The sequence below is a fragment of the Candidatus Dependentiae bacterium genome, assembly GCA_035445995.1.
Classification (GTDB): Bacteria; Babelota; Babeliae; order Babelales; family Vermiphilaceae; genus DAOMRS01.
Genome location: DAOMRS010000001.1, coordinates 227,162 through 252,466, shown reverse-complemented (window position 1 = coordinate 252,466; position 25,305 = coordinate 227,162). Strand labels below are relative to the sequence as shown.

At 37.0% G+C, this 25,305-nt stretch carries 24 protein-coding genes; 12 read left to right on the top strand and 12 right to left on the bottom strand.

The features are described 5' to 3' along the window. Positions 1-2: 2 nt before the first annotated feature. Positions 3-296 (top strand): hypothetical protein, encoded by a 294-nt coding sequence (locus PK943_01295; GenBank protein HRN77848.1) that lies wholly within the window; start codon positions 3-5, stop codon positions 294-296. A gap of 162 nt (positions 297-458) precedes the next feature. On the opposite strand, the gene dnaB is transcribed toward PK943_01295, so the two are convergent. From dnaB to PK943_01270, 5 genes are all read right to left on the bottom strand, one after another. Next, the gene (gene dnaB, locus PK943_01290) at positions 459-1,850 is read right to left on the bottom strand and encodes a replicative DNA helicase (protein HRN77847.1); all 1,392 of its coding nucleotides are present in this window, start codon (positions 1,848-1,850) and stop codon (positions 459-461) included. A 19-nt stretch (positions 1,851-1,869) separates the two neighbouring features. Next, positions 1,870-2,313 (bottom strand): 50S ribosomal protein L9, encoded by a 444-nt coding sequence (gene rplI / locus PK943_01285; protein HRN77846.1) that lies wholly within the window; start codon positions 2,311-2,313, stop codon positions 1,870-1,872. A 76-nt stretch (positions 2,314-2,389) separates the two neighbouring features. Beyond that, the gene (locus tag PK943_01280; GenBank protein ID HRN77845.1) at positions 2,390-2,752 is read right to left on the bottom strand and encodes a hypothetical protein; all 363 of its coding nucleotides are present in this window, start codon (positions 2,750-2,752) and stop codon (positions 2,390-2,392) included. Further along, entirely contained in the window at positions 2,745-3,221 is a 477-nt protein-coding gene (locus PK943_01275; protein ID HRN77844.1) for a prepilin-type N-terminal cleavage/methylation domain-containing protein, read from the bottom strand. The genes PK943_01280 and PK943_01275 overlap by 8 nt, the downstream gene beginning before the upstream one ends. Next, a complete protein-coding gene (locus tag PK943_01270) occupies positions 3,218-3,592 on the bottom strand; it encodes a type II secretion system protein (protein HRN77843.1) in 375 nt (124 codons plus the stop codon). The genes PK943_01275 and PK943_01270 overlap by 4 nt, the downstream gene beginning before the upstream one ends. Before the next feature lie 163 nt (positions 3,593-3,755). On the opposite strand from PK943_01270, the gene PK943_01265 reads away from it, so the two are divergent. The 3 genes from PK943_01265 (at position 3,756) to PK943_01255 (ending at position 6,835) form a co-directional block, all read left to right on the top strand. After that, positions 3,756-5,705, top strand: coding sequence for a hypothetical protein (locus tag PK943_01265; protein ID HRN77842.1), 1,950 nt, complete (start codon positions 3,756-3,758; stop codon positions 5,703-5,705). A 142-nt stretch (positions 5,706-5,847) separates the two neighbouring features. Then, on the top strand, positions 5,848-6,270 hold the full coding sequence (locus PK943_01260) for an EamA family transporter (GenBank protein HRN77841.1): 423 nt from the start codon (positions 5,848-5,850) through the stop codon (positions 6,268-6,270). Between the two features lie 157 nt (positions 6,271-6,427). Further along, positions 6,428-6,835: an EamA family transporter gene (locus PK943_01255; protein ID HRN77840.1), complete on the top strand. Its 408-nt coding sequence runs from the start codon at positions 6,428-6,430 to the stop codon at positions 6,833-6,835. Positions 6,836-6,947: 112 nt separating this feature from the next. Here PK943_01255 and ileS read toward each other — a convergent pair whose 3' ends face one another. Continuing rightward, positions 6,948-9,788: an isoleucine--tRNA ligase gene (gene ileS / locus PK943_01250; GenBank protein ID HRN77839.1), complete on the bottom strand. Its 2,841-nt coding sequence runs from the start codon at positions 9,786-9,788 to the stop codon at positions 6,948-6,950. A 157-nt stretch (positions 9,789-9,945) separates the two neighbouring features. Here ileS and PK943_01245 point away from each other — a divergent pair, with 157 nt between their 5' ends. The 5 genes from PK943_01245 to thyX all read left to right on the top strand — a co-directional run bounded on the left by PK943_01245 (position 9,946) and on the right by thyX (position 14,852). Next, the gene (locus PK943_01245) at positions 9,946-10,794 is read left to right on the top strand and encodes a hypothetical protein (GenBank protein ID HRN77838.1); all 849 of its coding nucleotides are present in this window, start codon (positions 9,946-9,948) and stop codon (positions 10,792-10,794) included. Positions 10,795-10,884: 90 nt separating this feature from the next. Further along, a complete protein-coding gene (locus tag PK943_01240) occupies positions 10,885-11,505 on the top strand; it encodes an ankyrin repeat domain-containing protein (protein ID HRN77837.1) in 621 nt (206 codons plus the stop codon). A 4-nt stretch (positions 11,506-11,509) separates the two neighbouring features. Next, on the top strand, positions 11,510-12,901 hold the full coding sequence (gene murD / locus PK943_01235; GenBank protein ID HRN77836.1) for a UDP-N-acetylmuramoyl-L-alanine--D-glutamate ligase: 1,392 nt from the start codon (positions 11,510-11,512) through the stop codon (positions 12,899-12,901). Further along, the gene (gene ftsW, locus PK943_01230) at positions 12,870-13,982 is read left to right on the top strand and encodes a putative lipid II flippase FtsW (GenBank protein HRN77835.1); all 1,113 of its coding nucleotides are present in this window, start codon (positions 12,870-12,872) and stop codon (positions 13,980-13,982) included. The genes murD and ftsW overlap by 32 nt, the downstream gene beginning before the upstream one ends. Positions 13,983-14,057: 75 nt before the next feature. Continuing rightward, complete coding sequence (gene thyX / locus PK943_01225) at positions 14,058-14,852, top strand: FAD-dependent thymidylate synthase (protein HRN77834.1); 795 nt, start codon at positions 14,058-14,060, stop codon at positions 14,850-14,852. A 339-nt stretch (positions 14,853-15,191) separates the two neighbouring features. Here the strand turns inward: thyX and PK943_01220 are convergent, their stop codons facing one another. The 6 genes from PK943_01220 to PK943_01195 all read right to left on the bottom strand — a co-directional run bounded on the left by PK943_01220 (position 15,192) and on the right by PK943_01195 (position 21,320). Then, a complete protein-coding gene (locus PK943_01220; GenBank protein ID HRN77833.1) occupies positions 15,192-16,715 on the bottom strand; it encodes a leucyl aminopeptidase in 1,524 nt (507 codons plus the stop codon). Positions 16,716-16,814: 99 nt separating this feature from the next. After that, positions 16,815-17,171: a hypothetical protein gene (locus tag PK943_01215; protein ID HRN77832.1), complete on the bottom strand. Its 357-nt coding sequence runs from the start codon at positions 17,169-17,171 to the stop codon at positions 16,815-16,817. Between the two features lie 27 nt (positions 17,172-17,198). Beyond that, on the bottom strand, positions 17,199-17,861 hold the full coding sequence (locus tag PK943_01210) for a thioredoxin family protein (GenBank protein HRN77831.1): 663 nt from the start codon (positions 17,859-17,861) through the stop codon (positions 17,199-17,201). A gap of 21 nt (positions 17,862-17,882) precedes the next feature. After that, positions 17,883-18,530, bottom strand: a complete 648-nt coding sequence (locus tag PK943_01205) for a hypothetical protein (protein HRN77830.1) — start codon at positions 18,528-18,530, stop codon at positions 17,883-17,885. Continuing rightward, on the bottom strand, positions 18,514-19,632 hold the full coding sequence (locus PK943_01200) for an alpha/beta fold hydrolase (GenBank protein HRN77829.1): 1,119 nt from the start codon (positions 19,630-19,632) through the stop codon (positions 18,514-18,516). Before PK943_01200 ends, PK943_01205 begins: the two co-directional genes overlap by 17 nt. 263 nt (positions 19,633-19,895) lie before the next feature. Beyond that, the gene (locus PK943_01195) at positions 19,896-21,320 is read right to left on the bottom strand and encodes an FAD-dependent oxidoreductase (GenBank protein ID HRN77828.1); all 1,425 of its coding nucleotides are present in this window, start codon (positions 21,318-21,320) and stop codon (positions 19,896-19,898) included. Between the two features lie 421 nt (positions 21,321-21,741). On the opposite strand from PK943_01195, the gene PK943_01190 reads away from it, so the two are divergent. Genes PK943_01190 through PK943_01180 form a run of 3 tightly spaced genes read left to right on the top strand, consistent with a single transcriptional unit; the run spans position 21,742 to position 25,296 of the window. Beyond that, a complete protein-coding gene (locus PK943_01190) occupies positions 21,742-23,856 on the top strand; it encodes an AAA family ATPase (GenBank protein ID HRN77827.1) in 2,115 nt (704 codons plus the stop codon). A 29-nt stretch (positions 23,857-23,885) separates the two neighbouring features. Continuing rightward, positions 23,886-24,602, top strand: coding sequence for a hypothetical protein (locus PK943_01185; protein HRN77826.1), 717 nt, complete (start codon positions 23,886-23,888; stop codon positions 24,600-24,602). Between the two features lie 28 nt (positions 24,603-24,630). Beyond that, positions 24,631-25,296 carry a hypothetical protein gene (locus PK943_01180; protein HRN77825.1) on the top strand — a complete coding sequence of 222 codons (666 nt, stop codon included), beginning with the start codon at positions 24,631-24,633 and terminating at the stop codon, positions 25,294-25,296. Positions 25,297-25,305 lie beyond the last annotated feature (9 nt).

Sequence of the window (25,305 nt, the reverse complement as noted above, 5' to 3'; positions counted from 1 at the left end):
ATATGAAAAAGAAAATAGTCATATGGTGTATATTTCTCGTAGGGCACATAGATAGCATGCAAGAAAAGTTACAAAAGATAATGCTAGACGCTCGCCTCAATTATGCGATAGATGAAAACAATCCCAATATGGTACGGTCATTAACCCACCAAGGAGCCAACATTCATGCGACCTCGCCAATACAAGGCCTCAATATGATACATTATGCCAAATTTCTGAAACGTAATAAGTGTGTAGAGATATTGCAAAAGGCCGAAAAAAAAGGCCGTAAACATACGTATACGGCCAAAAAATAATATTTAATGATTCATTAAGAAAATTATTTCATTGATACAAAAAAAGTAAGCCTTGATAAATCAAGCTACCAACTACACCAAATGCCAAGCTGTAGATTACAAAATCAATTCTGCTAGATTGTTGAGCAATAACCGATCTACTATCCACATTGACCCCTTTACTTAAAATGGTTGATCATTAATCTCTTCAAACTTAGTTAATTCACGAACAAAATTTAAATGTACAGTACCAGTTGGTCCATTGCGTTGTTTGCCTACAATAAGTTCTGCTAGTGCAGGATGCTCGGTTTCAGGATTATATACAATATCACGGTACAGAAACATAATAACATCTGCATCTTGTTCAATTGCACCTGACTCACGCAAATCAGAAAGCATTGGTCGCTTATCCATCCTACTGTCAACAGCACGAGAAAGCTGCGATAATGCAATTATAGGAATCTCGAGTTCTTTAGCAAGTGCTTTTAAGGAACGAGAAATTTCTGATACTTCCTGATGCCTATTTTCATGTCGCTTATTCACATGAATAAGCTGTAAATAATCTATAATAAGTATATCCAAGCTACCAGTAGCCTTTAATTTACGTGCTTTCGCGCGTAGTGACATAATATCAAGCATAGCAGTATCATCTATAAATATTTTTGATTCTGCCAGCTGAGCTGCAACGTTAGTGAGCTCTACCCATTCTTGCGAGGTGATAGTAGCATTTCTTATATTATGATGCGCAATGCCAGATTCTGATGATAAAACACGTAATGTTAATTGTTCTGCTGCCATCTCAAGTGAAAATATACCTACAGCTGCTCCTTGGCGCGCTGCATGTGCTCCCAAACAAAGAGCTAATGCTGTTTTACCCATAGATGGTCGTGCTGCCAATACAATTAAATCGCCATTTTGAAAACCCGATGTCATAGCGTCAAGTTGCCCAAATCCACTTGCAATACCAGTAATACCCTTACTATTACTTTTAATATCAGATAAATGTTGAAATGTTTTTTTCAACCAAATATCAATTTGCACAAAGCTTTGATTGGTACGTTTATCTGATATCTCAAAAATAGTTTTTTCTGCTAAATCTAATACCGATTCTATGCTGCCGTTTTCTTGTGAATAACAATTGGCAATTATATCTGCTGCTGAATTAATCAACTCACGTAAAACAGACTTTTCTCTGATAATAGTAGCGTGCTGTGCAACAAACCCTACAGAGGTAACATCCTCTTGCAGAGAGAGTAAATATACTTCGCCACCCACAGCATCTAATGAATTATTTGTCGCTAACGTATCTTGCAAAGTTACTAAATCAATACGTTTTTGCGCTTGTGATAAATCTAGCATTGCTTTAAAAATAGTCTGATGTCCTGGATGATAAAAATCTTGCGGACGCACTATTTCAGTTACTTTGCTGAGTACATCATCATTAAGCAAGAGTGCACCAAGAACAGATTTTTCTGCCTCAACATTTGCAGGCAAACTACGCCCAAGGATCGTTTGAGCGTTGTTAATTCTTTGAGTATTCATAGAAGAGGTATCACGATGTTGCTTTTTAATCATTGTGGCATGCACCAATGTACTATTCTGGTAACACGTTTAAGGTGAGCTCTGGTTGCAATCGAGAGGTAAGCTTAATAACAACCTTATGAGCACCTTTAGATTTTATTGATTTATCAATAACAACCTGGCTCTTATTAATACTAACACCTTGTTCGGCTAATAAATCAACAACTTCACCTTGACTGATTGCACCATACAATTTACCATCGTCATGCATTTTTCGTTTAATGGTAATTTTCATAGTATTAATACGTTCTGCAAGCATTGAAGTTTTGCTTTCAATAACTTCTTTACGATGTTCTATTGACTTAATTTTGCTTTGATAAAATGACTGGTTTTGTGGGGTGATTTCAATTGCTATATTGCGTGGGATAAGATAATTACGCGCATAACCATCGCCGACTTTAACAATTTCACCGGCCATACCAATTTTTTCAATATCTTGTTTTAGAAATACTTTCATGCCGCCCCTCTTGAGATAAAAAAGTATGTGAGATAAAAATAGTATAAACAAAAAAGACCCAATTGCCTACGATCTTTTATGCCTTTATGGTATACGATTCAGATTGTAACACCTGGTTATTTTGGGCCAATTGCACGGTAACCTTAAGACTACCTTCTTCAGGGACAAAAAAAATAGCTCCCTTATATCTATTTTGCCAATCATTAAGGATTATCTCCTTTCGATCACCCATACATTGCAACTGATAGCTATAGAAAGATACCAAGGTTTTACTATAATTTAATAATCCTACAAAGGCATAGTATTCTTGCTCATACGCTTCGCGCTGTATGGCAATATCCATAATATTACTAACATTGCGAATAATAATAGTAGCTAACGATACTAAAATACTAGATAATAATATTACAATCAAAATAGCTGAACCCGACTTATGCATGCAAATAAACCTTGCGCTCTACCGTACAATTAGATTGGTGTAGAGTTACTGCAATCATATTAATTGTTTGGTGGTTACCTTCAATAGAAAAATAGGCAGTATCTATATGCTCAGAAACTATACTTTTTTTATAAGTATGCCAGGTATCATCTTGGGGGTTATAGGTTCCTTGATACCTTATCAACTTGCCCGGCTCTATCTGCCACCCCACACACATGGTCCCATTGCACCAAACTAAATACGTATTATTCAACATAACCCAAGCCTTTCTTGTTCTTGGCGCCATACGCAAGTCGCGTATACACGCATCATGTGCAGCATACATTTCAGTCAAAATATTACACGCAGTACTTTGCTGCATTAATCGCTGTTGCATGGTAATTAAGGCATGAAACCACGTTGTTGCCATGATTGAAAAAAGTACGCTGTATACCATACATTCAATAAGAGAAAATCCCTTTTGATTCATGTTATCCCCATGCCGCTAGAAAGATATACACTATGTTGGCCCCAGGAGGCCCATACGCTAATAGTATAAAAAGATGGCTTTTCTTGCAGTATATATGGCATATCCAAACTTACTAATGGCACCTGTTGCGCTTCATACCGTATGGTAAATTGATCAACCTGTTCAGACAATTCAGATGGCAATCGCTTATTAACCAGTATTTTGTCCAATCTTTCTCCAGCTATAGCTATAGCTTGCATGCGGTTGCAGGCATCTCTCTGAACCTGAATAATACCTGCCTGATACTGAGCCAGCACTAAGGCTACACAGCTCATGATTGCCATAGCAACCAAAAGCTCTATAAGCAAGAAACCTTCAAGTGGTCGCTTCATGGGGGACCTGTCGACAAACGTGGGCCTTGGTATATACTGTAATTATATACCGTTACTTCCTATCTACACCATTACTTCATTAGGCATTTTCTACAATTAAGGTACACTATACTACGGTGTATTTGATAGGCGCAATGAACTAAAGGAACCGGAGGACAATTCTATGATTCTAAAACGTATTAAGCAATTTTTATGTATTGGTCTAGTCGCATGTAGTATGGTTACCTCAGTACATACCGTACAAGGTATGACAAATACTATGCCAGCGGCAAACATGCCTCAAGATCCGCAAGCAATGATGGCCGAGCTCGAAAAAGCAGCTCAAGAAATTGATTCTTTTGTAAAATCATTACCAGAAAATGAACAAAAAGAATTTTATGCCATGGTTGAAAAAATAGAAACAAAAATTCAGCAAAAAGTTGATCAAGAAGGCGAAGAAGGTCTTGCAAAACTACTAAGTAACCCACAAGAATTCGAACGCTTTATGGAAGAAATCTCAACTGATGTTGTACCACAACAAGAACCATTGCCTATTGAAAAAGTAAAAACCACACAAAAAAAAGCAAAAACAAAAATTACACCAAAACAGCAAAATCAAGAAGATCAGGCAATTGATTTAATAAATACCGTTGTCAAAAAAACTAATACTTTCTTGGTAAAAATTCAGGGAATCCCAGAATTTGCAAGCAAAGTAGAACGTTGGGGTAAAGCAAAACGTATTTATGATTGGCAACCAGGTCTGACATGGCAAACAGTCAAGAATGATATAGAAAAATTTGTAAATAAAATCAACATGCTATCAGAGCGTGACCCCAAAAGTAACAAGTATAAATACCTAGGTGAGCTCATTAAAGACGAGTCATTATATAATAATTTGGCAAAATTAAGAACCAACTTGGTGGAATATGAAGAGCAAATAGATATTTCTCCTTTTGGTATTGAAAAAATGAGTAACCCTGTTAAAAATGCTTTACAAAAAACTATTAGTGCATATACAGAAAGCTTGTACCAACTGAATGTTAATGATGCAATTGATAAAATCATAGCAACCTATGAACCACGCGCAAAAAAATTAACCGCTGAAGAAAAAGCTGCACAAGAACGCGCCGAACAAGAATCAAAACGTCCACGCCCAACAGGTCGTGTTACTGTTGCTGGACGCGCAGAAGACTATGGTGCAGGATACTATTCACCAGAAAGCTATGATTCTGATTATGGTTATTATGGCGCTCCTTCTACCTATGACAGCAATGAATACTATTCAAACACGCCAATTGCCAAAACAAAAAATTCAACAGCATCAAGTAAACCTGCATCAATGTCTGGTGCGGGAGAACCTGGAAAAAAACAAGGTACGCCGGCAAAAGATAAAAAAGAAGATAAAGAAGGCAAAAAAGTAGCCGAAGCAGATAAAAAGAAAAAAACAGAAGAAAAAGAATCTACTAAAAAAGATGAGAAAAAACCTCAAGACAAGACAGAAACTCTCATAAATTATGAACTTGATAAAGTAGAAAAATACCTTGAGCAATCAGTTAAGGCAATGAATACCCTTGATATTGATGCGATTGCGAAAAAACAAGTAGATCAAACCAAAGATTCTATGGAAAAAGATTCACAAGATACTATTAGTTTTGTCCAAAAAAATCTGGCACAAAGCGAATTAGGTCAGTTGGGCTCAGCAGGTTTGGCAATTGAAGAACTTCAAAAACTCTCTAAATCATATACCCCACTCCGCAAAAAGGGTATTCAAACACGATTGACCAAAATACTGAACAAAAGAATAAGACGTACCTCACTCAAAACCGGCAAAATAGAAGAAGTAAGCATCAAACAATCACTCAATGAGTTTGCCCAAAAAATCGATAGTCTAGAGCAAGGAATCAATGATGGTACCATTAAAATCCCTACATACAAACAGTACCTATTATTTGGAAAAACAACTCAAGAACCGGCAAATGATGAAGAACGTGCTTTACTAGAAACTGTACGACAAGCTCAATCAAAGACATTGGAATTATACTTAGTGCGTGATACAATTAAGACAATAGAACAATTGATTGAGGGTTTTGCACAAGATACCAAAAAACCTAGCCAGGCTAAGGGTCAAAAATAAAAAATAGCTTTAAAATCAGTACATTGTCCCCACCTATGATAGGTGGGGATTTTGTTGCCAAAATTTTTAACTAGCATTATCATACCGGATATATGCATATTTGCATACAACTCATAACCGCCCGAATAGGAGCATTCTTTTTATGATATGGTTTTTATATACGTTTGCATCAGCATTTTTTGGTGCCTTGTCAGTTATATTGACACGTATTGGCCTTGCAGGGGTTGACCCTACATGGGCAGCTACCATTAACTCTTTGATCACAACAGGATTTCTTGTTACTGCAAGTTTGTTCTTAAGTAAATTTAATGAAACCATGATAAAGATAAATATGAGTAATATGGGGTATATACTCTTGGCTGGGATTGCAAGTGGTACTGCTTGGTTATGTTATATTATAGCTCTGAAATATGGAGCTGTGTCTGGTGTTGTAGCTATAGAAGTTGCTATCGACTTTGTTCTTGTTCTCGTCTTTTGTGCTCTTATTTGGGGTGAATATACCAGCATTAAATATATTATTGGAGGTATACTCATGACCGCCGGTGCTGTATTGGTATCAATATAACAGCTAATATCTTTTCCCCCGCTTTGTGTAAGTGGGGGAATTTTTTGAAACACCAATAAAATTATGCCACAGTTATTAAGTCTTGCGCATAATACTACTTCATCCTATGATCATATAAAATTGTATCATGGGAGTTTAGTAATGAATTGGTTTCTATATGCCATTTGCATCAGCATTATTTGGGGCCTTAGCAATTATATTCACACGCATTGGACTTGCTGGCATCGACCCTACCTGGGCAGCTACTATTGAATCATCAGTAATAACTGCATGTTTAGTTCTTACTAGTATAGTATCACGTAAAATTAATGGAGCTAATGTAATCACGCTACAAAGCACATATGGTTGGTATATTTTACTTGCAGGTATTTGTGGTGGAGCTGCATGGGTTAGCTATTTGATAGCACTTAAGTATGGCGTTGTATCCAAAGTAGTAGCTATTGAGCGCTTAAGCTTTGTGCTAGTACTTATATTTTGTGCACTTATCTGGAACGAATATACTAGCATCAAATATCTTATTGGCGGGATACTCATGACTGTCGGCATATTATTAATTTCTATGTAAGGTAAGCATTTTACCATAAGATATTTTGCATCCTCATCAATGCCTATGCACTTATATAGTAAATAAGCAAGTACCAAACAATCAGAATAATAATATAGGTCTAAACATCTTGCTATTTATTTAACAACCTATGGCAACGCTCACATAGATAATGTGCATATTCAGTTGTGTCCCAGTTCCAACATCGCGGACATTTATTACCATACGCACGTTCTACCTTAATCAATAGGCCGGGTAATGAAGATTTTTCTAAGGTATTATCCTGATCAACAATATTAAACTGCGAAACAATCACAAACTCTTTAAAGAAGTCTTGCAAGCTTTGCTGCTGCAGATTATCGGTAAAACTATCAAATAATTGTTGCTGTTCTTTTGGTAACATCAGATGTATTGAAACACGAGCTTCAAGAGAGTGTTTAATTAACCCTTGCTCACGTTGTACTTCAATAGCTTTCAAGATTACTGAACGTATTCTTTTGAGCAAATCCCAACGTTCTTCATGTTCTTCTGCAGAACCAAGTTGTTCAATAATAGGACGTATATCGGCAAAACGTTGCAAGTGAATTGATTCAGTTTTATTTTTTTCGTAATTATCAGAAACTTGCTCTGCTGTGAAAGAAAGCACTGGTGCCATTAACTTAGTTAATGTATCTAGAATATACCAACATGCAGTTTGTGCTGAGCGGCGAGCATGGCCATTTGCCTGCTCAACATACAAGCGATCTTTGATAATATCCAAGTAAAATGAACTTAATTCCACCGTGCAATAATCAACCAATTGATGATATACACCGGTAAAATCATGTGTTTGGTATGCATGCAAAACAACCTCATTGAATTCAGTTAATTGACGCAGTGCATATTGATCAATTGCTTGAAGGTTTTCAAACGGTATTGCATCAGTCTTTATATCAAAATCATATAAGTTAGATAATAAGAATCGGCACGTATTACGCACCTTACGCAATACTTCTTGGACATTGCGCAAAAGTACATCAGAAACTACTGCATCATCCGCATAATCAATACTCGCTGCCCATAGCCGTAATCCATCGGTCCCCAGTTTGCTAATAATTTCTTGTGGAGAAACCACATTGCCTAGTGATTTAGACATTTTACGACCGGTAGCATCTACCGTAAATCCATGGGTCAAAAATGCCTTTGTGCATGCTTCGTGCTCTAATGCAATACTAGTCAACAATGAGCTTTGGAACCAACCACGATGCTGATCTTTTCCTTCTAAATAAATATCTGCAGGAAACCTAAGTTCTGGTCTTTGCATAAGTACTGCATAATGACTAACCCCAGAATCAAACCAAACATCAAGAATGTCCGTTTCTTTTTTCCAATCATTATACTGACACATCGGGCATTCAAAATCTGCAGGAAGCAAATCTTTCAAGGAAACTTCATCCCAATATTCAATACCATATTTAGCAACTTCTTCAGCTACTCGATCAATCAGCACTTGTGCAGTATAGGTATAATCACAATGGTTACAAATTAATGCCGGAATTGGCACACCCCACACACGTTGGCGTGAAATACACCATTCTAGGCGCCCTTCCACCGTTGCAGCAAGCCGATTGCGTGAAGCTTCAGGAAACATATTCAAATGAGCAATAGCATCCAGTGATTTATGCTTTACATTACCCTTTGCCAAATCAAAAAACCATTGTTTTGTTGCGCGGAAAATAAGACCCCCGCGACATCGCCAACAATGCGGATATGAATGGCGAACACTCGATTTGTATAATAATTTGTCCAACTCAACTAATTTTTTAATTACCCAAATTTGCCCATCTTGCAAGCTCATACCTTCAAGTTCTGTTGGAGCAATACCATGCGCATATTTACCATCGGGAGTAACTGGAGAAAAAATTTCTAAATTATGTTTTACGCCAACCTCGTAATCAATTGGGCCAGCGCCGGGAGCACTGTGTACATTAGCAGTCCCTTCACTCAATTCAACCGATTGGTCAGCGATAATTGGTACTAATAAATTTTTAATAAATGGATGATATACACGAGCGCCAAGTTGTATCAAAGCATCCGAATTGAATGTAGCAATGATCTTTTTTTCTGTGGTAAGCAACGTACATACTTTATCTGCTAATGCTGCGCCAACAATTACATATTTACCATTAATATCTAAGATCACATATTGTTCATTGGGTTTGACAAGCACCGCCCGATTAAGAGGCAACGTCCATGGAGTTGTAGTCCAAATCAACATACTAACTTCTTTATTTGCCACGTCAGGAAATAACTTATTTACTATCGATTCCTCAAGGGGAAATTGGACATAAATTGATGGATCTTTTCGATCTTCGTATTCTATTTCTGCCGTAGCTAGTACTGTCTGGCACGATGTACACCAAGGAACTGTTTTATTTTTACGCTCAATATAGTTTTGAGCAACAAAATTACCAAATGCTCGCAATATTGATGATTCATAATCAAAATTCATAGTCAGATAAGGATCTTGCCAATCCATAAGAACACCAAGCTGTTTGAACTCATCACGCTGAATATCAATCCATTTTTGCGCATAGGAACGACATGCTTTTTTAAGCTCACTGCGCGATAAACCAGGGTGTTCTTTGGTTACTTTTAATTCAATAGGCAGACCATGGCAATCCCATCCAGGGGTCACCGGCACATGCATGCCAAGCATGCGTCTTGATTTGGTAACAATGTCCTTTAGAATTTTATTATATGCATGACCAATATGAATGTTCCCATTAGCATAGGGAGGGCCATCATGCAAAATATACTTTTCATTGCCTTGATTAAGGTTAAAGGTCTTTGTATATAAATCTTCTGAAGCCCAACGGGCAAGCATGGCAGGATCGTTTTCTTGGGCATTGGCACGCATAGGAAAATCAGTGTGAGGTAAATTAAGCGTATCTTTAAAACTAACCTCTGTATCCTGTTCTTTTTTCTCTGCCATGAATAGACCCTTTTATGATTTTTACTCAGTAATTATCGTATATGGTCAAGTATATCGTTTTATTAGAATTTTTCCAAAACACAGGTATAAAATAGACTTGACGATAAAACATATCTCACTAGGATATGTTATGATCACACCAAAAAGGAGCTCTTAAATGAAAAAAATATTTGTTATTGTAATCATGCTATACGCTTCTATTGAATGCATGGACCAATCAAGCAGAAGAACCCGTCATGCAACCGTAAGTGGCAGTGGTGGCCCAATACGACGCTCAGATCAAACGAGTAGCCGAGAAGAACCGTACCGCATGCCATATCACTTGAGAAGCAGAACAAGATCACAACAAGTAGTAAGCCCTCCCGCTCAAGTAGAACAAAATAATGAAGAATCTGATGAAATGCAAGAAGGAATGAGCTCATTTTTACAACAAATATTCGACACGCCAGCATTTCAAGAATACATAAATGGCATAGCGCAAGAAATAGCCGAAGAGATATCCCAAGAAGAACAAACAACTGTGATGACATCAGATCAAAGAAAAATAGAACTTATAAAGGTTATTCAAGAAAAATTTTGTCACATTCAACAATTAAAAGATAAAGAAGGTACTACCGGTAATCTTAAACGTCTGAGCTTTGTGCAAATACTTAATAAGTATAAAAAATTACAACAAGAAAAAGTACGGACACTTGAATACCTTAATTTATATCAAAAAGATATAAAAGAACTAACAGAAATGTATCAGGAGCTTACAAGAGAACATCAATTGCTCGAGCATCTTCAAAATAATCCACAACAAATAAACCAAAATACCTGTTGTATTTGCTGTGATGATAATACCGAGTTAATGCATATACCATGCCAACAAGAACATACTGAACGCATATGTATAATATGTTACGGGAAAATACTTAGTACACACAATGATGAACTATTTCCGGATCAACTAGAACAAGCCACATACAATAATTGTCCCCTATGCAGAACAGAGTTTAACACATAATATTGATTTTTATTGTGTATATTCATGCGTAGAATATACTATTTTCTATGCTTTAGTAAATAAATGATTATATAAATGGGAGTACTATTTATGCATAGAAAACTGATTATTTTATTATTACCATCATTCTGCTTAATTTTTCCTATGAAACGCACATGCGATGCTATTGCTACAGACATAATAACCCAATGTGAATTAAAATTTAAAAAAATAAAACTAGAAACACCACAAACGCGCAAGAGACCAAATCCATATACATCTGATAGAAAAATATCAAAGAAATTAAAAACGACTCATGGTATTGACCTATTTGAAGAATTTGAATACGAACTAAAAAAAGAATCTCATAAAGAACTACATGCTTGTACACCGGGCAATATGGCAATTGCATTTATTCGTGCAACTATGGACAACAATATAGAACAAATGGAAACATTGTTACAACAGGGAGCGTTTATAGATGCAAACATTAGTCAACATGGATGGACCGCTCTTATGATAGCAACATTACAAAGAAAAACCGCAATTGTACAATGGCTCCTGGAACATGGTGCAAATATGTACCGCAAAAATACATATGGTGAATGTGCATGGGATTTTGCACAATACCGCGTAGAAAGTTTACCTATCCTGCAGGAATTTCAAGAACAAAATTTGTGTCAAAACTTTGACCATATGTTGATTGATGATGACAAGATGTTAATTGAATAAAAATATGAATATACAAAATAAAAAAATTGGAATTTGGGGATTTGGTCGTGTTGGTAAATCGGTTGCAAATTTTTTACAAATACACAGTAACAATACCATCGAAGTAATGAATGATACCGAATTATCACCAGATGATAAAAAATGGCTAGATACACATGCCATTGTATTACGTTCTCAACTTGATCCAGAAGACCAAAAAACATTTTTTACTCATAACGATTATATTATACCAAGCCCGGGAATTGATATCCGACCATATTATCATACATACAAACACAAATGGCTGGCAGAAGTTGATTTGTTTTATACACATTTTCATAAACCAATAATTGCTATTACGGGATCAGTTGGAAAAACAACAGTAACTCATATATTAGAGCAATTACTCAATGCATATAAATACAAAGCGCGCGCATGTGGCAATATCGGTACCCCTATGCTTGATATTGTATCAGAACAAAATCAATTAGATTATGCCGTTATAGAAGTTTCTAGTTTTCAGCTTGAATACGCCAAGCTATTTGCGCCAAACATTGGAATTATTACTAATATTTCTGCCAATCATTTAGATCGGCATTCTATGCTAGAATATATTGCTGCAAAACGGAATATTATGGCTCGCCAAGATAAAAATAAAAAAGCTCTAGTTCCTCTTGAATTGGTCGAAAAATTACGCATACAAAACCAACCTCTACATGTGTTTTACTCTGAACCATTATCCATAGAAAAACAAAAATTATTAGAAAAAAATGATGTAGTCTTTTTTATACAAGAAAACCTACTTATTAAAAAAACAATTGATTCTGAAGTCAAAATAATTGATATGGCAATGCTTCCAAACATAACTTTTGCCCAAAACTGGCTTATTATATGTAGTATATTAGATATGATAGGATGCAAATTAGAAGATATAGCTCAACATATAGATACTATCAGACTTCCTGAGCATCGTATGGAAAAAGTTACATGCACAATCCAGGACATTACATTTATTAATGACTCTAAATCAACAACCATACAATCAACTCTTGCAGCAGTGCATGCACTCAAGGATAAATCAATCATACTTTTTATTGGTGGGCTTTCCAAAGGAGTAAATCGTTCTGATTTAATTAAACAGCTACCCAGCAATATAAAAGAAGTGTATTGTTTTGGACATGAACACAAACAATTATCCGACGCATGTATAACCTATGGAGTTTCATCACATGCTTTTGCTACGCTCAGTGATGCATTTGCTGTATGCGCACAGCAGATAAATCCCGGTGATTATGTGCTTTTATCTCCCGCAGGCAGCAGCTATGACGAATTTAAAAATTATGAAGAGCGTGGCCGACATTTCAAAAAATTGGTCAAGGAGTTAAATGATGTTCATACGAAGCAAAATAAACCATGATTTACAAATTTTTTTAGGAATTATTTTTGGTCTACTCATCATTGGAGGATTATTTATATATTCAGCAAGTTCTGTGTATGCCTTAGAACATTTTGGCAGCTCACATTATTTTGTAAAAAAACAAATTTTTGGAATAATAGTCGGTATTATTGCTTTGATTATTGGGTGTATAGTTCCCATAGATACAATAAAAAAATATAGTCCAGTATTGTTAGTTGGCGCTATGCTCCTAACCGCATTAACCTTATTTCCACAATTTGCGCAGAAAATTCATGGTTCAAATAGGTGGCTTAAGTTGGGAGGATTCGCGTTCCAACCAAGTGAATTATTGAAAATCGCTGTTATTCTCTATACCGCCTATTTTCTTGATAAGAAGATCTACAAACAATCATCTTTTACAAGAAGTTTTTTACCTCTTATTGTTATGATTGGTATACCATGTATTATTCTGCTCAAACAACCAGATTTTGGTATGACGTTCACACTGCTTATCACGGTATTTATGGTGTTATTTATCGCACATTTTAATAACAAACAACTTTTTATAACTACCGCAGCATTCATCCCCGTTGTACTTGGGCTTATTATTATGAAACCATACCGATTAAAGCGGATTATAACATTCTTAAATCCTTGGAATGATCCAAAAGGAGCGGGGTTTCAAATTATTCAATCATTAATAGCTATTGGGTCAGGAGGTCTAACGGGAGTTGGTATTGGTAATTCAAAACAAAAATTTTTCTACCTACCAATGCAGCATACTGACTTTATTTTTTCAATCATTGCTGAAGAGACAGGGTTTATTGGTTCTATTTTCTTAGTTTTCTTATTTGGTTCCTTATTATATTTTGGCATACGTATTGCATGGCAACTATGTACACCATTCGACACGTTTGCCGCGCTTGGTTTCACCATATTAATTAGCCTTCAAGCAATTATAAATATTGCAGTTGCAACTGGGCTTGCACCAACCAAAGGACTTGGATTACCATTTGTCAGCTACGGAAATTCTGCACTAGTATGTAATTTATTTATGGTAGGAATTATTATTAACATGGTACACAACACACACAAGAAATAATACTGTCTCAATTTGTTTTTCGTATAAATATTTTTTATCCTTGATATAAATTCACCCAAACAAGGATATATAATCATGGAACAACAAATACCGTTAAAACCAAAAACTGTTTTCTCATTAACTGATAGCACTAATAACTTTGAAAACCACATTGACCCACTTGGTGATAACATTAGCTCACTTGCATTAGTTCGCGCTTCTGGATCAGATGTGGATATTGTAAATGCTGCACGTGTATCGTATGGCAAATTTGTAACAGAAATACAAGAACGCGACAGGAATTTGATCAGATTTTTAGTCGAGCACAATCACACAAGCCCGTTCGAACACAATCAATTATCCTTCCGCATAAAAGCGCCTATGTTTGTTGCCCGTCAATGGATGCGTCATCGAATTAATTCATATAATGAAATTTCATATCGTTACGTAAAAGCACCACTCGAATTTTACATTCCACCAAAATGGCGTTATCAAGACAAAGTAAACAAGCAAGCATCAGTCGGGGCATTTGATGATTCACATGCATTAGCCGAATACAAAAAGGGATTAGAAATAGCAAAACAAACATATGAATCACTACTTGAGCGCGGAATATGCAGAGAGCTTGCACGAGGAATTTTGCCAACGTGTACTTACACACAATTCATTTTCACATGTAACTTACAATCATTGACTCACTTTTTAAAATTAAGGCTTAATCCTGGAGCTCAACATGAAATTCGCATGTTCGCACATGGCATGCTTGCGCTTGCGCTACCACATTTTCCCGTATGCTTAGAAGAATGGAGGCGAGTTCATATTCCTGATTTACAAGTAAAAACATTCGACGAATTTACGCCCGCATTTACACAGGCAGTAGAAGAAAAATAAGCACACTGTTTCCCCTTTAAGGAATCCATAAAATTATTCCATATAACAATAAAATTAAAATCATAACAAACCATATGGATTCCTTATAAACCATTAATTAGTTCTATTTAAAAATGTAGTCGAAACCTGCAGCCATAAGTCCGTTGGCAAACCGAGCGTATGCGAGGAAAGTGCCAACGGGCAAGGCGAAACGGTTGAGACGGAATAAAGATATTAAATATGTTTATCACCCCATTACACAATTCGCATGCTAACATATGTTATGCGACACAGAAGAATATAAAGAAGGCGGTGAATACAATAACCACCGCCTTTCACATATAATTATTAGTAAAAAAATTAATTTGGCCAATTCATAGCTAGATCAACCAACAACCGCACACCAACACCGGTTGCACCCGAGCGGTAGTACGGACGATCAGGCACATCAAAGGCTGTGCCGGCAATATCCAAATGTACCCAAGGAATATCACCAACAAAGTTTTTCAAAAAGTGCCCTGCCGTAATTGCACCTGCTCTATATTTGCCAGACCCAATATTACATAAATCAGCAACATCAGATTTAATCGCCACTTTATAATCATCATGCAATGGTAAACGCCACACATGATCACCAGAATGAAATGCTGCATCTTCTACAATATCTATTAGCTCATCGTGCTGACTCATCATACCTGTATAAAAAGGACCAAGAGCCTGTGAACATGCACCGGTTAAGGTTGCCAGATCAATCATAGCATCCGGCTTGTAATGTTGAGCAGTATATGAAAGTGCATCAGCCAATATCAAACGACCTTCTGCGTCAGTATTTTTGACCTCTGCTGTTTTACCATTATAAAAACGCAAAATATCACCTGGCTTTGTCGCTTTGCCACTTGGTAAATTTTCTGCCAATGGAGTTACCCCTACCACATTAACCTCTGGTTTAAGTTGTGCCAAGGCTTGCATAGTTGCTATAACCGCCGCTGCACCTGACATATCATCTTTCATCGTTTCCATAGATACTGCAGGCTTTATACTCAACCCTCCTGAGTCAAAGGTAATCCCCTTGCCTACAAAAGCTAATGTTGGTGCATCTTTTTTCTTTGTTTTATATTCCATAATTACTAGACGTGGCTCAATGTCAGAGCCAACTGATACACCCACAATGCCACCCATACCTAATTTTTCTAATTGCTTTTTATCAAAGACAGTAATATCAAGATGATGCTCTTTTGCTATTGCCATTGCTTTATCTGCAAGTTGTGGTGGCGTCAATACACTTGGTGGTAAATCAATCCAATGGCGTGCCATGTTGACTGCTTGGCCAATATATGAACCTTCTTTTGCACCTTCTTTTACCTGTGTAGCATGTTTCGCATCAACACAAAGTACTACTTGAAATAGATCAATATCTTCTTCTTTGTTTTTAGAAATATATTCGTCAAAGTGATATGCAGCCATTTGCACAATAGTAGCCGTTTGTTGCGCAAGATATTGAACATCCGCACCAAATAGGTTTGCTGAAGGAACTGCAACTGCTGCGGTTTCACATTTTAAATCAATGGCAACACGCAATGCTTTTCCTAATGCACGACGATAGTTTTCAATCTCTAGGTATTCATCTTTTTGTTTACCCATGCCAACAAGCACCACATAGACAAGCTCATTATGTATACGTACGGGAACCGTGATAGTTTGCAACAACTTACCGGTAAAATTCTTTTTTTTAAGCAACGCATGCAAATCCGGATATTCTTTTGCTAATATTGCAACATCTTTTTTGCCAAAATCGTGAGCAAGCAACATTATATAACATGCAACCTTTTGCTCAAACAATTGTTTACTACTGACATCTATGGTAACCATGGTAATACCTTTCATATGAATCATTCAAATGCTAGAAAATAAGTATACAAAAAAAAGCTCAACCCGATAAGGCTGAGCTTTTGGAGAACAATTTAAACTATTATAAAACCAAAGTTAATTACCAATTCCAAAATAAATGCCACTTCCCCAATATGGGCCACCCCAATATCCACGTCCATATGGCCCCCAGTAAGGACCGTAATATGGACCATAGTATGGATAATACGGATATCCATAATACGGACTAACACCAACGCCTATGCCAAAAGAAACATCAGAACGTTTACGTTTTCTTTCACGTCTCTCTCGTCTGCGTTCTTTACGACTATCATCTGCACGGTAATCTGAACGATAGTCTGATTGTTGATCATACTGCCTGATAGCATTCGTCCTATGTTGATTAGCATTATATAATGCATAGGCAAGTATCACCACAACAAAAATCACAATTGATTCTTTTACATACTTCACTAGTATACCCTTTATAATTCTCTCACATTAAGGCCGTCTACCACCACCACGATGCCCACCATGACCATGGCCACGATAGTATCCGCGGCCGCCTCGATAATAACCGCCTCTATAGTAACGTCCACCACCCCAATAACCACCGCCCCAGTAGGGGTAGCCATAATATGGGTAACCATAATATGGATAACCAACTCCAACACCTATACCAAAAGAAACACTCGAACGTGGACGACTTGCCTCATACTCTTCTCGTGCTTTTTCTTGTTCTTTACGTATTGCGTCTATGCGATCACCAAAATGTTGATCAATATAACTACGCAAATCACTTCCTGAAACATCGCCAGTAAGCATTGCCGCCTTTACTCGTTGCCCATCGCGAAATAACATAATCGATGGCACACGAGCACTATACGTATGTGCAACATCCGTTAAATCTTTATAACGTCCCACATTTGCATGAATAAACGCTACGCCAGTTTTATCATAACGAGAGTCTTTACTTACGTTAACGAACATATCCTTCATTCGTTCAGTATCTTGGTTATAAAATAAGACCACCGCTAATTCATGCTCACCCAATAAATTATTAAATCGCCCGGGACCACGTACGGTATAATCATCTGCATATATTACTTGCGCACATACAGAAGCTATAATCATTAAACTCAATTGTTTTACATAACACTTCATACTATTCCTCTTATCTTTTACTTACCAATACCAACCATACCAGCCATAATATGGCCATCCCCATCCCCAGTACGGCCCTCCCCAACCCCAATATGGGTAATAATAGGGAGTATAATAAGATCTGAGTTTTGCTTTTTCTATTTTAAGCTTAAGCACACGTTGTTGTTCATCCAGAATATCATCGATTTTATCACCCAAGTATGTATCAATAAATTCGTTCAATTGCAGACGATTCACATTTCCAGTCAAAATTAATGGCTTATTGTTTTTTGTAATAACAACACCTTCTTTGAACAAGAGAAATGACGGAAAAGCAGTAATCCCATAATCACGCGCAATAGTCGCAACATCTTCGCGCTTTACATCACCCTGCACAAACAACATTTCTACTTCTTTATAGCGTTCTGAATCGCTGACCACCTTAAACTCTGCTTGTAAGTCTTTAATATTTTGCAAAATATCTTTATAGGCTCGTCGTTCTGATTTATCTTGAGGCCGATCTGGCGTATTATAAAACATGACAACCGCAACATCTGACTCACGTAAATATTTACGCAGACTCTCGTCTGATTTAAATGTTTTTACTTTTGCATGCAACACAATACCAAGCACTAAAAATAAAATACTTGCACACAATACAAAGTAATGCCGATTAAAGTGATGCTTCATGCTTATCTCCTATAGATACTGTTTCATGAGCATCTTCAATTATTTGTGGTTCATTATTACTACGATATTTGCCATGTAACACATCATTTAAAAACGAACGTACTTTTTCCGTATACCCTTCTGGATTATAAAAGTATGAATCAAAATGACGTCTACCATTGGTAATCCACATCTTTTTAGGGCCTGCAGCACCTGTAAATACTGATTTACCTGCCTCTATTGGCACTTTTTCATCATTTCTACAGTGAATAAAAAAACATGGCACAGAAATATTTTTTACTGATTCTTGAGGGCTAAAACGCGGTATATTCATTTGAATATTTTGCGTATCCATTTGTGCTACCGTCTTGAGTAATGCTTTTACAAATGATTGCACATAGGGATGAAACGCATATTGACGTATATAATTTTTACATGGTAATTCAAATTTATATCCAAAGACTGAAAACGTAATCGAATCAAGGCTACGTTGTAAAATTTTTTCTGATGAATCAAATGGACAATCAAGAACCATTGCATCAAACAATTTCTTACGAGACTGCGCTTCTATCGATGCTGCAGCTCCCATTGAAAATCCATATACAAACAATGGTTTATTGTGCAAGTCAGGATGATTTCTTAAAAATTTACCCGCTGCAATCACATCATGCGCTTCATCATGGCCTAAGGTACATTCCTGCCCTGCTACATTCTCACCATGGGCACGAAAATCAAACGTCATGACATTATATTTGCCACGAGGAAACAACCGACGCAACAATCCTGCATCATGCTTGTCACACATAAACCCATGACATACCAAAACAGTGGCTTTGGCATTTTTATAACGTACCAGAATTCCACTGCGCTCTATCTTGGTTTTGACCCCTGCATGCTCACGTGGGTAGATCTTGACACGCTCAACAATGGCATTGGTAATAGTATTTTCTTCTCTACTGATTACTTTGCCATAGATCTGTGGATACGCCTGCTCTACAATAGCCTGGGCATCCAAATTTGCTTTATCTTGAGCCTCCAATGAACTCAAAAAAACCACACAAAAAGCCATCAAAGCTATTTTTAGCCCCTGCCTGCTCAATTGGCTGATTATGTGGATATTCATGGCTCTACCCTATCTTTTTTACATTTATCACAACTTAAGGACCTATACAAACCCCTTCTATAAAGATTTTACCAGTAAATATTTTCAGATTGCAACAATTTTACAAAAAGAAAATAATTATAGAAATGGCTTTAAGCTAAGCCAAAACTACTGGGATAGGTGACAAATAGCATAAGTCAGAAAAAATGGAGGCTAAATTAAATCTATGAACAAAAAAAGGGCCACAGATTTTGTGGCCCTTTTGCAACGTTATTATTCAATAATTAATATATAAACTTACTCACAAAGTCTCTCAACTCAGCCCGTGTCATAGCACTCACATGGCGCGCAACTAGCTTACCATCTTTAAATACTAGCATGGTTGGTATTTTAAATACTTTGTATTCATCCGCAATTGCTGCTGCTTCATCAGTATCCACCTTAATAAAGGTTACTTCTTTGAACTCTTTTGATACTGAGTCATAGACAGGTAACATTTGCATGCATGACGGACAGTAATCAGCAAAAAAGTCTACAAACACAATCTTGTTGTTTTTGATCACATCTTTGAGCGTTTGCATGTTTTTGATCTGTTGAACCCTACTTGACTGGTCTTTTGACGATTCTATTGTACGCTTAGTTTTCTCTTGAAGCTGTTGAACAATTGCATCATTGAATCCTATTTCTGCCAAAAATTTTTCAGCATCAAGTGCCGCTGCATTACCACGCCCTGACGCAATAAACGCCTGACGATAAAGGTTATCTTCTATATCACCCGCAGCAAATACACCTTTGACTGATGTTTCTTGCGTTCTGCCACGCATGATAATATTGCCATGGCTATCTAACGCCAATTGACTTTTGAATAACCAACTATTAGGATCATGCCCTACTGCCAGAAATACCCCATCAATTGGCATATCCACAGTTTCATCTGTTTCATGATTAAGTAATTTGATATGAGTCAACTGATTTCCATTACCCAAAATTTCCTGTATTTGTACATTATGCATAATCTCAATATTTTTGTACCCTTTTAAACGGTCTTGCATACTCGCTGCTGCGCGCATTTTACCCTTGCGCACAAGCACAGTGACCTTATTGACGTGTTTGGCAAGTTGAATCGCCTCTTCTACTGCAGAATCACCACCACCTACAACTACCACATCCTTGCCTTTATAAAACGGTGCATCACATACTGCACAACTTGATACTCCTCCTGATCCCCAATAAGTATCTTCACCCGGAACATCAAGTCTACGAGGACTTGCCCCCGTAGTAATAATTAATGATAATGCATGTATTGTTTTACCATCTTCAGTCACAATTTTGAATGGCCATTGACTCAAATCAACCGATGCTACGGTATCAGCTAAAAATGGCACCCCAAAATATTCAACATGTGCACGAACTTTTTTCATCAAATCCGGACCCATAATACTTTTTTCACCCAGCCAGTTTTCTACTTCAGTCGTCTGCATCAATAGGCCACCCGGATTATTACCTTCAATAACCAACGGTTGGATATTGGCACGTGCCGCATATAAAGCAGCACCCAAAGCAGCTGGGCCTGAGCCTATAATAACTATTGGCTCTATGTTTTCTTTTTGAATAGCATGTTCGATATTAAAATCGAACGTTTTTTGAGCTGGCATACCGGTAGTACTACCGATACACATTGCAAGTAATACGCTTAATAGACTTGTCATAATTATTAATCCTCCAATTACCAATTTCTGCTTTTTATCCATTGCTGTTCAACCCTTGTAAAAACATATTTTGTTCATCGACAAACACGTTGTAAAAGACTATTATATGTCACAGTAATTTACACAATTTTCAATCAATTCTCAGGAGCAGACACCTATGAACTTTTCAAATAGAAAACATATCATACGCACCCTCATAGTCTGTTTTTTAAGTATACCCATTCTACCAATAATGGCCAATGCCCTCGATTTATCCCTGGCGGGATCCCCGTATGGAGGGCAATCTAAGACCTCTATCCTAGATCGATACAGGGACGCCCTGCAAAAACAGCTGGAAGAGATCCATGGTATTCTTTCAGATCTATCAGCCATAATCTATGATGGCCAGGTTAAAACAGTCCGCCATAAAGACCAAACTATCATGAATATCCAACTGCTCATGCGGGATATAGAACGTAAAAAGAACGTCCTTGCCGTCAGTGCCGATACCGGCACCATAATCTTTATGAGCACCTTTACCGAGGCAGTCATAAATCATGTTGGCAACGCTCTTCTTAATAGTATGGCACACTTTGGTGCATTTGATAGTGAACAATTATTGAATAACAAATCACAAAAAATCAGTAACTTAGAATCTCTGCATCCGGCAATTAAAGCAAACCGTACTGCTCTCAAAAAATTAATCAAACAAGCAAATAATGTTGGATTACGTTGGTACAACAAGGCATATCGTGCAGTTGATAACAATATTTTCAGTCACACGAGTAAGTACCACCTGAGCATGCTTGGAGGAAGCTTATTTGGTATGTATTTGTGGTGGCTTTGGTCTATAAATAAAAACAAACCTAATATTATAACAACGGGTAATCTCAGCTGGCTCATAGGACCAAGTCCAGAATATAATCCATTATCAGGCGGCATCACCAACAAAGATAATCTTGGATTATTAGGCAACTTGGAATATACCATCAGTGGTTTTATGCGTAGCGCATTACCACTTGGCAGTATACTTGCAACATATAGCTGGGAAAACATCAAATCCTTGTGGGAATTCCAAACGCGTCCATGGCTCACCAAGAATCTCAGCATGCTACACTATCGGTTAAAAGGTGGTGCGTACCATGCTAAAGCAAATAAGATTGGTGAAATTATAGAAGAAGTTACGTTTGATGATCTTGTTGGGCTTGATCACGTCAAAGAATATTTCACCTTTTTAGTAGAATATCTAGAAAATCCAGAAGCTTATGCACGTCGTAAACTTACTCCCCAAAAAGGTTGTCTACTCGCTGGTCCAACGCGTACGGGCAAATCACACTGTGTTAAGGCACTCAATGGTGAGATTAATAAAATGCTCCAGCGTAAACAACGTTCTGAACGATTCACATTCCTTGAATTACCAGCAGCACTTATTAACTATCAAGGTATCAAGTGGTGTATGCATGTTCTCAAAGAAAGCGCACCGTGTATTGTATTTATCGATGAGATTGATTTACTTAACTTGCAGCGCAGCGGCCAAAACCAAATGTTGAGTGAATTTTTAACATCACTGAGCGGTGCACTTGATGAAACTGACCCACACAAACAGGTTATTATTATTGCAGCAACCAACAAACCGGAAAGTTTGGATTTTGCACTCAGACAACCGGGCCGATTTGGCAAAGAACTCCGCTTTGAGTATCCAAATTACAATGAGCGTCTTGAATACTTAAAACGAAAATTGAATAAGTTATCTCTTAACTTGCAAAACTTTAGTGTAGAAAAGCTTGCACGAGAAACTGATGGCAAATCATACGAAGGCCTACAAACACTTGTTGATCACTCAGTACTCAAAGCGCGTTTACGTGGTCAGTCAGTCACACAAGAACACTTGGAAGAAGCACTCGACCAAGAAGTACGCCGTGTCATGCTCACTAATATGAAAAATATCCCAGACCATGAGCAAGAAATTTTGGCCGCACATTTTGCAGGCCATGCACTCGCATTGCATCTGCTCAATCCTCATACCAAACTTGCCAAAGTAACTATTAACCCGGTCATGACCACACTCAAAGAAGAGTTAATTGGCAAACAGTTATTGCAAGGAGCTTTTGGGAAAAAAACCAAAGATGATGAACAAGCAAGGTATGAATATGGATGTGTATTTACCTATCATGAGCAAGACACAGTCAATATTATGAGCAAAGAAGAAAAAATACATATGTGCAAAATGCACCTTGCCGGTCATGCTGCTGAAAAAATTATACATGGCACTTGCAGCTACAGTTGCCACCATGCTGATAAAGAAAAAGCATTAACATTAGCAACATCATTAACATTTGAAGGATTAGATCCTGAAAGTTTACCAAAGCACATCGCACAACAAAGGTATGATCAAGCATTTGCACTACTGACACAATGCGAACAAGAGATAACCAAACTACTTGCACAACACAAAGAATCATTAATAAACATTGCACATGAATTGAAACAAGTTAAAACGCTTGATGCTCAGGAAATTAAAGAAATAGTACAAGATACGGAATCTGATATAGTTTAGAATAAATTTCATAAAAATAAGGAATTATAATGAAAAGTTATCTTGCATTGATTCTCATTAGTTCATTACCAATGCACGGCATGGAAAGTATATCAAGCTCATCCGAATCTGAAACAAACAGACCTCATGACCATGTTTCTATTCCTATCACCCAAGAGCCTATTACCTCTCAAGAAAAAATCGCGCAACAAATAATAAATTTTTTGCACAGATCTAATCCTTCTGAGGATAAATGCTGTGATTCATGCTGTTGTATGTCATCATTAGTAAACATATCAAAGGATTGGGTAAAAACTAAAAATCAAAAATTATATTCTTCCATTAAAGAAAAAGGCCCTCTCTCAGATATAACATATCTCAAACTTATCGCTGCTTACGATAGACATAGATATTACCCAGCATCTTTTGAGAATCTATTGACCTTAATGCCTACAGATGTACTAACAACCTATCTTGAACAGTCAAGTCTTCGATTAATACCCATTCTTGCAAAACATGGTGCTGATGTAGTTACCGCTAGACAAAATATTTTGGATAATATTTTGGATAAGGCATCCCATGGCTCAGATCATTATTCTAGTAAACGGTTAGCATGTTTACAATTAGAAAGTCCCAACGTATCTTTACGTGAAAAACATAATCTATATTGTCATTTACACCCTTGTTGCTGTTGTTTGACCTATTTTGGTATTATTACCGCACTGTTAGCTGGAGGAATTACGGCTGGGGTTCTAATACTCAGTTAAGAATACCCTAAAATAGGGAGCCATTATAATGAACCATACGTGTTATCTTGTATTAATGTTTTTTATTTCATTACCACTATATAGCATGGAAAGATTGTCTGATGAATCAAGTTCATCTGCCCAACTGAGTATATCCGAAGAATCACATGAACAAGCTGGTAAAATTGCACAAAGATTAATAGGATTTTTATCACTACGCAGCCGCGGCAACACGCGAGCAAATTTTCTGCTAGAGGCAATAATCGACAAGAACAACATCGATCTATATGAACTCATTAAAAATGGTGCATCTCTAAAAGATGAGACTTCGACACAACTGATAAAATCTTATGATAGCCACCAATATTATCCTCGGTCTTTTAAAAAGTTATTATCAGTTATGCCAAAACAAGTACTCACCGATTATCTTGCGCAAGCTAATGTTGGCTTAATACCTATCCTTGCAAAATGTGGCGCTGATGTAATAGCTGCTAGACAATACATCAGCGATACCATGTGTTCTAACAATAGTACGCCACCCGCTCAATTTAAAGCTCGCTTAACACAATTAGAATTAGCCAGCCCCGATGTATCATTATGTAGAAAACACTATATATATTGTCGTTCATCCCCTGAGCTCTATTGTTGCGCTTGTGTTGCTATATTGGGCACAATAGCAGGAGTAACACTTATTCTTGCAATAACTTTGCAGTAAGATAATTAT

Excerpts from the sequence above, each read along its gene's own strand:
- PK943_01195 (HRN77828.1), bottom strand. The coding sequence starts at position 21,320 with ATGACAAGTCTATTAAGCGTATTACTTGCAATGTGTATCGGTAGTACT.
- PK943_01275 (HRN77844.1), bottom strand. The coding sequence starts at position 3,221 with ATGAATCAAAAGGGATTTTCTCTTATTGAATGTATGGTATACAGCGTA.
- PK943_01245 (HRN77838.1), top strand. The coding sequence starts at position 9,946 with ATGAAAAAAATATTTGTTATTGTAATCATGCTATACGCTTCTATTGAA.
- PK943_01295 (HRN77848.1), top strand. The coding sequence starts at position 3 with ATGAAAAAGAAAATAGTCATATGGTGTATATTTCTCGTAGGGCACATA.
- murD (HRN77836.1), top strand. The coding sequence starts at position 11,510 with ATGAATATACAAAATAAAAAAATTGGAATTTGGGGATTTGGTCGTGTT.
- PK943_01270 (HRN77843.1), bottom strand. The coding sequence starts at position 3,592 with ATGAAGCGACCACTTGAAGGTTTCTTGCTTATAGAGCTTTTGGTTGCT.
- PK943_01255 (HRN77840.1), top strand. The coding sequence starts at position 6,428 with ATGCCATTTGCATCAGCATTATTTGGGGCCTTAGCAATTATATTCACA.
- ftsW (HRN77835.1), top strand. The coding sequence starts at position 12,870 with ATGATGTTCATACGAAGCAAAATAAACCATGATTTACAAATTTTTTTA.
- PK943_01240 (HRN77837.1), top strand. The coding sequence starts at position 10,885 with ATGCATAGAAAACTGATTATTTTATTATTACCATCATTCTGCTTAATT.
- PK943_01205 (HRN77830.1), bottom strand. The coding sequence starts at position 18,530 with ATGAAGCATCACTTTAATCGGCATTACTTTGTATTGTGTGCAAGTATT.
- PK943_01220 (HRN77833.1), bottom strand. The coding sequence starts at position 16,715 with ATGAAAGGTATTACCATGGTTACCATAGATGTCAGTAGTAAACAATTG.
- PK943_01200 (HRN77829.1), bottom strand. The coding sequence starts at position 19,632 with ATGAATATCCACATAATCAGCCAATTGAGCAGGCAGGGGCTAAAAATA.
- PK943_01185 (HRN77826.1), top strand. The coding sequence starts at position 23,886 with ATGAAAAGTTATCTTGCATTGATTCTCATTAGTTCATTACCAATGCAC.
- PK943_01210 (HRN77831.1), bottom strand. The coding sequence starts at position 17,861 with ATGAAGTGTTATGTAAAACAATTGAGTTTAATGATTATAGCTTCTGTA.
- thyX (HRN77834.1), top strand. The coding sequence starts at position 14,058 with ATGGAACAACAAATACCGTTAAAACCAAAAACTGTTTTCTCATTAACT.
- PK943_01180 (HRN77825.1), top strand. The coding sequence starts at position 24,631 with ATGAACCATACGTGTTATCTTGTATTAATGTTTTTTATTTCATTACCA.
- rplI (HRN77846.1), bottom strand. The coding sequence starts at position 2,313 with ATGAAAGTATTTCTAAAACAAGATATTGAAAAAATTGGTATGGCCGGT.
- PK943_01190 (HRN77827.1), top strand. The coding sequence starts at position 21,742 with ATGAATATCCAACTGCTCATGCGGGATATAGAACGTAAAAAGAACGTC.
- PK943_01280 (HRN77845.1), bottom strand. The coding sequence starts at position 2,752 with ATGCATAAGTCGGGTTCAGCTATTTTGATTGTAATATTATTATCTAGT.
- PK943_01265 (HRN77842.1), top strand. The coding sequence starts at position 3,756 with ATGATTCTAAAACGTATTAAGCAATTTTTATGTATTGGTCTAGTCGCA.
- PK943_01260 (HRN77841.1), top strand. The coding sequence starts at position 5,848 with ATGATATGGTTTTTATATACGTTTGCATCAGCATTTTTTGGTGCCTTG.
- ileS (HRN77839.1), bottom strand. The coding sequence starts at position 9,788 with ATGGCAGAGAAAAAAGAACAGGATACAGAGGTTAGTTTTAAAGATACG.
- dnaB (HRN77847.1), bottom strand. The coding sequence starts at position 1,850 with ATGATTAAAAAGCAACATCGTGATACCTCTTCTATGAATACTCAAAGA.